At 71.3% G+C, this 335-nt stretch carries 1 protein-coding gene; it reads left to right on the forward strand.

Annotated features, from left to right (window positions below):
• The coding region (locus PUR61_RS00190) for an IS110 family transposase (RefSeq protein ID WP_329874353.1) at positions 1-335 on the forward strand (335 nt) is incomplete at both ends.

Consider the following 335-nt stretch of genomic DNA (forward strand, 5'->3'; position numbering starts at 1 on the left):
CTCCATCGGCGCCCTGCCCCTGACCGTCGCCCGCGACGCCGGCTGCCAAGTCGCCTACCTTCCAGGCCTCGCCATGCGACGAATCGCCGACCTCTACCCCGGCGAGGCGAAGACCGACGCCAAGGACGCCGCCGTGATCGCCGACGCGGCCCGCACCATGCCCCACACCCTGCGCACGCTGGAACTCACCGACGAGATCACCGCCGAACTCACCGTCCTGACCGGGTTCGACCAGGACCTCGCCGCCGAGGCCACCCGCACCTCCAACCGGATACGCGGCCTGCTCACCCAGTTCCACCCGTCACTGGAGCGCGTGCTCGGACCACGGCTCGACC

It is taken from the genome of Streptomyces sp. BE20, from assembly GCF_036322525.1.
In the GTDB taxonomy this organism is placed as follows: domain Bacteria; phylum Actinomycetota; class Actinomycetes; order Streptomycetales; family Streptomycetaceae; genus Kitasatospora.